The sequence below is a fragment of the Longimicrobium sp. genome, assembly GCF_036554565.1.
In the GTDB taxonomy this organism is placed as follows: Bacteria; Gemmatimonadota; Gemmatimonadetes; order Longimicrobiales; family Longimicrobiaceae; genus Longimicrobium.
In genome coordinates this window covers 1-5418 of the sequence record NZ_DATBNB010000715.1, presented here as the reverse complement: position 1 = coordinate 5418, position 5418 = coordinate 1, and the positions used below count along the sequence as shown (strand labels likewise).

Annotated in this window: 6 protein-coding genes; all 6 read right to left on the bottom strand. The window is 72.9% G+C overall.

What is annotated here, in order from left to right:
- Positions 1-113 precede the first annotated feature (113 nt).
- Positions 114-815, bottom strand: a complete 702-nt coding sequence (locus VIB55_RS19995; RefSeq protein ID WP_331878435.1) for a MotA/TolQ/ExbB proton channel family protein — start codon at positions 813-815, stop codon at positions 114-116.
- On the bottom strand, positions 815-2146 hold the full coding sequence (gene hemA / locus VIB55_RS19990) for a glutamyl-tRNA reductase (RefSeq protein WP_331878434.1): 1332 nt from the start codon (positions 2144-2146) through the stop codon (positions 815-817). The genes VIB55_RS19995 and hemA overlap by 1 nt, the downstream gene beginning before the upstream one ends.
- Positions 2128-2763 carry a bifunctional precorrin-2 dehydrogenase/sirohydrochlorin ferrochelatase gene (locus VIB55_RS19985; RefSeq protein WP_331878433.1) on the bottom strand — a complete coding sequence of 212 codons (636 nt, stop codon included), beginning with the start codon at positions 2761-2763 and terminating at the stop codon, positions 2128-2130. The genes hemA and VIB55_RS19985 overlap by 19 nt, the downstream gene beginning before the upstream one ends.
- Positions 2760-3584 (bottom strand): cytochrome C assembly family protein, encoded by an 825-nt coding sequence (locus VIB55_RS19980; RefSeq protein ID WP_331878432.1) that lies wholly within the window; start codon positions 3582-3584, stop codon positions 2760-2762. Before VIB55_RS19980 ends, VIB55_RS19985 begins: the two co-directional genes overlap by 4 nt.
- An 85-nt stretch (positions 3585-3669) precedes the next feature.
- Entirely contained in the window at positions 3670-4680 is a 1011-nt protein-coding gene (locus tag VIB55_RS19975; protein ID WP_331878431.1) for a LysM peptidoglycan-binding domain-containing protein, read from the bottom strand.
- A 240-nt stretch (positions 4681-4920) separates the two neighbouring features.
- On the bottom strand, positions 4921-5418 hold a 498-nt coding region (locus VIB55_RS19970), incomplete at its 5' end, for a tetratricopeptide repeat protein (RefSeq protein WP_331878430.1).

Genomic DNA, 5418 nt, shown 5'->3' with positions numbered 1-5418 from the left:
CATGGGCGCGGTGATGATGAAGATCACGAGCAGCGTCAGCGCCACGTCCACGAGCGAGGTGACGTTGATCTCGGCCGTGATGCCCGATTCCTGGCGGTTGCGGCGGCGCGGCACTAGATGCGCCCCTCGCGGGCCAGCGTGCCGATCAGCTCGCTGCTGATCCCCTCGAGCTCGCCCATGAAGCGGTTGAGCCTTCCCGTCAGGTAGTTGAAGGCCATGGCGGCGGGGATGGCGACGACCAGCCCGCCGGCCGTGGTCACCAGCGCCTCGGCCACGCCGGGCGCCACGGCGGCGATGCTGCTGGAGCCGGATTCCATCACGCCCATGAACGAGTGCATCACCCCCAGCACCGTGCCCAGCAGCCCCAGCAGGGGCGACACGGTGGCGATGATGGCCAGCCAGGCGATGCCGCCCGACAGCGCGTCGCGCTCCTCGCCCTCCTCCTTTTCCAGCACGATGCGCAGCACCTCCAGTTGCGCCGGCGACAGCCCGCGCACGTCGCTCCCCGCCCGCACGGCGCCGGGGCGCAATTCGCTGAAGAAGCCCACGCCGCGCTTGAACACGCGGGTGAACGGCGAGTCCTTGAGGCCGCGCACCCACTCGTACGCCTCTTCCAGCCGCCCGGCAGACTCGATGCGGTCCAGGAACTGGTCGGCCTCGGCGTGAAGGCGGCGGAACTGCAGCATCTTCCACACGATCAGCGTCCACGAGACGACGGAAAAGATCGCCAGCACGCCCATGATCATCTTGGTGGACGGCGTGCCGCGGGCGATCATCTCCCACGTCGCGGAAAACTCGTTGGTCCCGGTCTGCATCAACCCTGGCGTGTAGTGGCGTGTGGTTCAGGCGTGTCGGCTTGGGCCTCCGCGGCCTCGCGGTCCAGCTCGAACAGGTAGCGCACGGCATCCAGCACCCCCGTCCCCCGGCCGTTCCCGGCGGCGTGGCGCAGGTTGACCGTGGGCGCGTGCAGCACCTTGTTCACCAGCGCGCGGGTGAGCGCGTCGATGGCCAGCTGGTCTTCCGGCGACAGGTGCGCAAGCTGGCGCATGGCGCGCTCCACCTCGGCCCGGCGCACCTCTTCGCCGCGGTCGCGCAGGGCGCGGATGGTGGGCACCACGGCGAGCGCGGCGTACCACTGCCAGAAGTCCTCTACGCCCTGTCGGACGATGGCCTCGGCGGCGGGAAGCTGCGCGCGGCGGCGGCCCAGGTTGTCGTCGACGATGTGCTGCAGGTCGTCGATGTTGTACAAAAAGACGTTGGGCTCGTCGCCCACGGCCGGCTCCACGTCGCGCGGAATGGCAATGTCGATGAAGCACAGCGGCCGGCGCGCGCCCCCCGGCAGCGCCGCCCGCAGCCGCTCGCGGGTGACGACGGGGCGCGGAGCCGCGGTGGAGCAGACCACGATGTCCACGTCCGCCAGCGCCGCGCCGAACTCGTCCCACTGGATGGCCCGGCCGCCGCACTTTTCCGCCAGCTCCCGGGCCCGCTCGAAGGTGCGGTTGGCGACGATGGCCGTCCTCACCCCCTCGTCGCGCAGGCACTGCAGCGTCAGCTCGCTCATCTCGCCCGCGCCCAGGACGAGGGCGCCGCGCCCCTTCAGCGAGCCGAAGATCTTCTTGGCGAGATCGACGGCCGCGGTCGACACCGAGGCCGCGCCCCGGCCCAGCCCCGTCTCTCCGCGTACCCGCCCGCCGATGGAAAACGCGCTCTGGAAGAGGCGATGAAGCGCCTGCCCGACGACGGCCCCGTCTTCACCCGCCACCTCGCGCGCGGCCGCGTAGGCCTCCTTCACCTGGCCCTGGATCTGCGGCTCGCCCAGGATCATGCTGTCCAGGCCGGAGGAGACGCGGAACAGGTGCTCCACGGCCACCCGGTCGCGGTGCACGTACAGGTGCCGCGCCGCCTCGCCCACGGTCATCCCCACGCGCGCGGCCAGCAGGTCGCGCGCAAGCTCCACCGCGTGCGACCCCTCGGGCGCGGCGAGGTACACCTCCGTGCGGTTGCAGGTGGACAGGATGACGGTTTCCGCCGACTCGCGGGCAAGCGCCAGCAGGGCGTCCGGAAGCTCGGCGCGCCCGAAGGCGAACCGCTCCCGGAGCTCGATGGGCGCCGTCCGGTGGCTGGCTCCTACGACTGCGACAGGCATCGTGCGATGGCCCGTTCCACTTCTTCGTCCTGGCCCTGGATGGCCAGGTCCAGGAACTCGGGGGTGATCAGGCTGAACCAGAAGGCGCGCCGCCGGGCCTCGTCGCCCGCCCAGCGCGCCTGGACCTCCGCGCGCGCCTCGGCCAGCCGGCCCGCGGCGCGCCCCAGCCCGGGGGTGACCACGTCGTCCAGCCGCTCGCCGATGCGCCGCGCCAGCAGGGGCGCCGCGCCACCGGTGGAGATGGCGACCACCACCTGCTCGCGGCGCAGGTGAGAGGGCACCTGGAAGTCCGACTCGCCGCCCTCGTCCGCGCGGCTCACGAGGGAGCCCGCCCGGCGCGCGTCGTCCGCCACGGCGGCGTTCACCTCGGCGGAGTTGGTCGCGGCGAACACCAGGTGGAAGCCCTCCACGTCCACGCTCCGGTACGCGCGCGGGAACCAGGTCAGCTCGTGCGCGTCCACCGCGGCCCGCAGCTCCTCCGACACTTCGGGCGCCACGATCACGGGCGCGCCGCCGGCATCCACCAGGCTCGCCACCTTGCGCGCGGCCACGACCCCGCCGCCGACCACCAGGACGCGAAGGCGCGCCACGTCGAGCATCACGGGATACGCGCTCACAGGAACCCCGCGCCCGTGTTCTCGCCCGCGCGCAGCAGCAGGTACGCGACGACCACGATCGCGAACCCGATGACGGAGGCCATGGCGCCGTGGCGGGGGTGCCGGGCGCCGCGCCCGCGTGCCGCCAGCGCCACGACGAACACCAGCCAGGTGACTACCCCCCAGACGACTTTGGGGTTTCCCGCGCCCATCCCCGGCCCGAAGCGGTGCGACCACGCCCACCCCAGCAGCAGCGCCGCCGTCAGGAACGGCAGCCCCGCCAGCAGCGCGCGAAAGCCGATGCGGTCCAGCGTATCGAGCGGGGGAAAGAAGCGGAACACGGCGCCGAACCGCTTGCCCTTGAGCTCGCGCCACTGCAGCAGGTACATTAGCCCCGCCGCGAAGGCGATGGTCAGCCCCGCGTACCCCACCATCGCCAGGACGACGTGCAGCACGAACCAGGGTCCGCGGTACACCTGCTCCTGCGCCCCGGCGTCCGGCGCCAATCCCACCATCTCGGCCACGGCGGCAAGCGCCGCGGCGACGGGGACCAGGACGAGGGACAGCGGGCTCGTGCGCGTCAGCGCCAGGACCAGCGAGCCCAGGGCAATCAGCAGGGCGAGGACGGAAAGCGAGGGCCCCAGCCCCACCAGCGGCAGCTCGTGATGGCGCGCGGCGAAGGCGCCCAGCGCGGCGCCGTGCGCGCCCACGCCCAGGGCCAGCGCGGGGGTGGCCACGCGCGGGGCGCCGTGGCCGCCGCGGGCCATCGACAGCCCCAGCATTCCCGCGGTCGCCGCGTACAGCAGCAGCGCCACGGTGTGAAGCGCCAGCGTGGCACTCATCGCCGCACCACCGCAAGCAGAGGCGCCCTTCCCGGGGGAAGGGCGCCGCGATCACCACCCGTCCGTCCCGCCACGGTCCGCACCCTCACGGCATGCGCGCCACGCGGCGCACCGGAAGCCCCACCCGGATGGAGGGCTGGGCCAGGTGCGTCACCCGCACCGACGCCGTGCGCCCGGTGACCTTCACCACCTGCATGCGGGCGACGGACACCTCCGGGCGGGTGCCCCAGTCGCGCCCCCGCGGCGGCGCGTACGCCTCGAACACGTCGCCGATGCCTACGCCCGCGTCGCGGCCCACGTCCAGGAACAGGATGGACTCGGTGCGCTGGATGGGGCTGGGCAGGCCGAAGCCCAGGATGCGTCCCTGCAGGTCGGCATCCACCGGGCGCGACCGGGCGGTGGCGGCGACCGGAAAGCGCTCCCACGGCACGGCGATGTCGTTGGGCGCCACGCGGTCGAACATCCCCACGATCACCACCGTGGCCGTCGATCCGTCCAGCGCCGCCACCGTTCCCACGCCCGTGGGCTCGTATACGCGGCCGGCGCCACGGATCTCGCGGTCCCTGCGCAAAAAGTGAAGGCGGTCGCCCACCCGCACCGCGGCGGGATCCACCACCACGAACACGCGGTCGTACAGGTTCAGCTGGCCAGGCACGCGCTGCTCCACCACCGACTCGTACAGCGGCTCGGTCAGGCGGCCCACCGCCCGCACCTCGCCCTCGCGAGCCAGGAACGAGGCGCGGTAGAAGTCGCCCTGCAGCACCTCGGCCGCATCGGAGCGCGCGCCGAACTGCACGCGCGGCCCGTCCGGCTGCCCCTGCGCGGGGCCGCCGAACGCCGGCTCTCCGGCTTCCGTCCCCGCCGGCAGCACCAGCCGCTCGGAGGGGTAGATGCGGGCGGGGTCCTCGACCACGTCGGTGTTCAGCCGGAAGATCTCCGGCCACAGGAACGGGTCGTCCAGGTAGGCGCGGGCGATGTCCCACAGGGTTTCGCCCGGACGCACCACGTGCACGCGCGCGGGCTGCTCGTCCTGCGCGGCGAGTGGAGCGGCCGCGAGCAGGCCCGCGGCGGCGATGACGGATGCGGCTTTTCTCACGAGACCCCGAGGGTTGTGCGTGAGCGACGTGGGATTCACCGGAAGCTGCCGGAGAGGGCCGCCCAACGAGGCCGGCGTTCCCGCGTAGTGTAAGGCGCCGCCTTGCCGAAAGCAAGGCGAATCGCGCGATCCATCCGTTTGCGGGGCCTCTGCATCCACCCCGCGTGGCAGCCGCAAAACAGCGCCGCCCGCCGCGCGGATGCGGACGGGCGGCACGGGTGTGCTCAGGGCAGACCGCGGTCAGGCGCGGGCCACCACCTCGCGCGACAGGCGGTACATCTCGGCCGCGCGGTCGTGGTTGCCCTTGCGGTCGTAGGCGATGCCCATGGCGTAGTACGCCTTGCCGTTCTCGGGCGAAAGCTGCACGGCCATCTCCAGCGCCTGGATGGCGGCGTCGGACTCGGCCATCTGGTTGAGCGCCTCGCCCAGGATCAGGTAGGCGCCGCCGTGGTCCGGGTCCAGCTCCACCGCGCGCCGCAGCTGGGTGGCGGCCGCGGCGTACACGCCCTTCTTGTAGAGCGTGTAGCCCAGCAGGTAGTTCACCTCGGGCGAGTCCACGGCCAGCTTGAGCGCCTTGCGAAGCTCCTTCTCGGCCGGCTCGTACTTGCCCAGCGCGAACAGCGCCGAACCCAGCCCCAGCACCGCGCGCAGGTTGTCGGGCTGTCCGGCCGCCACGGTGCCGAACGCCTCGGCGGCGTCGGCGTGGCTGCCGGCGGCGCTCAGCGACTCCGCGCGCTC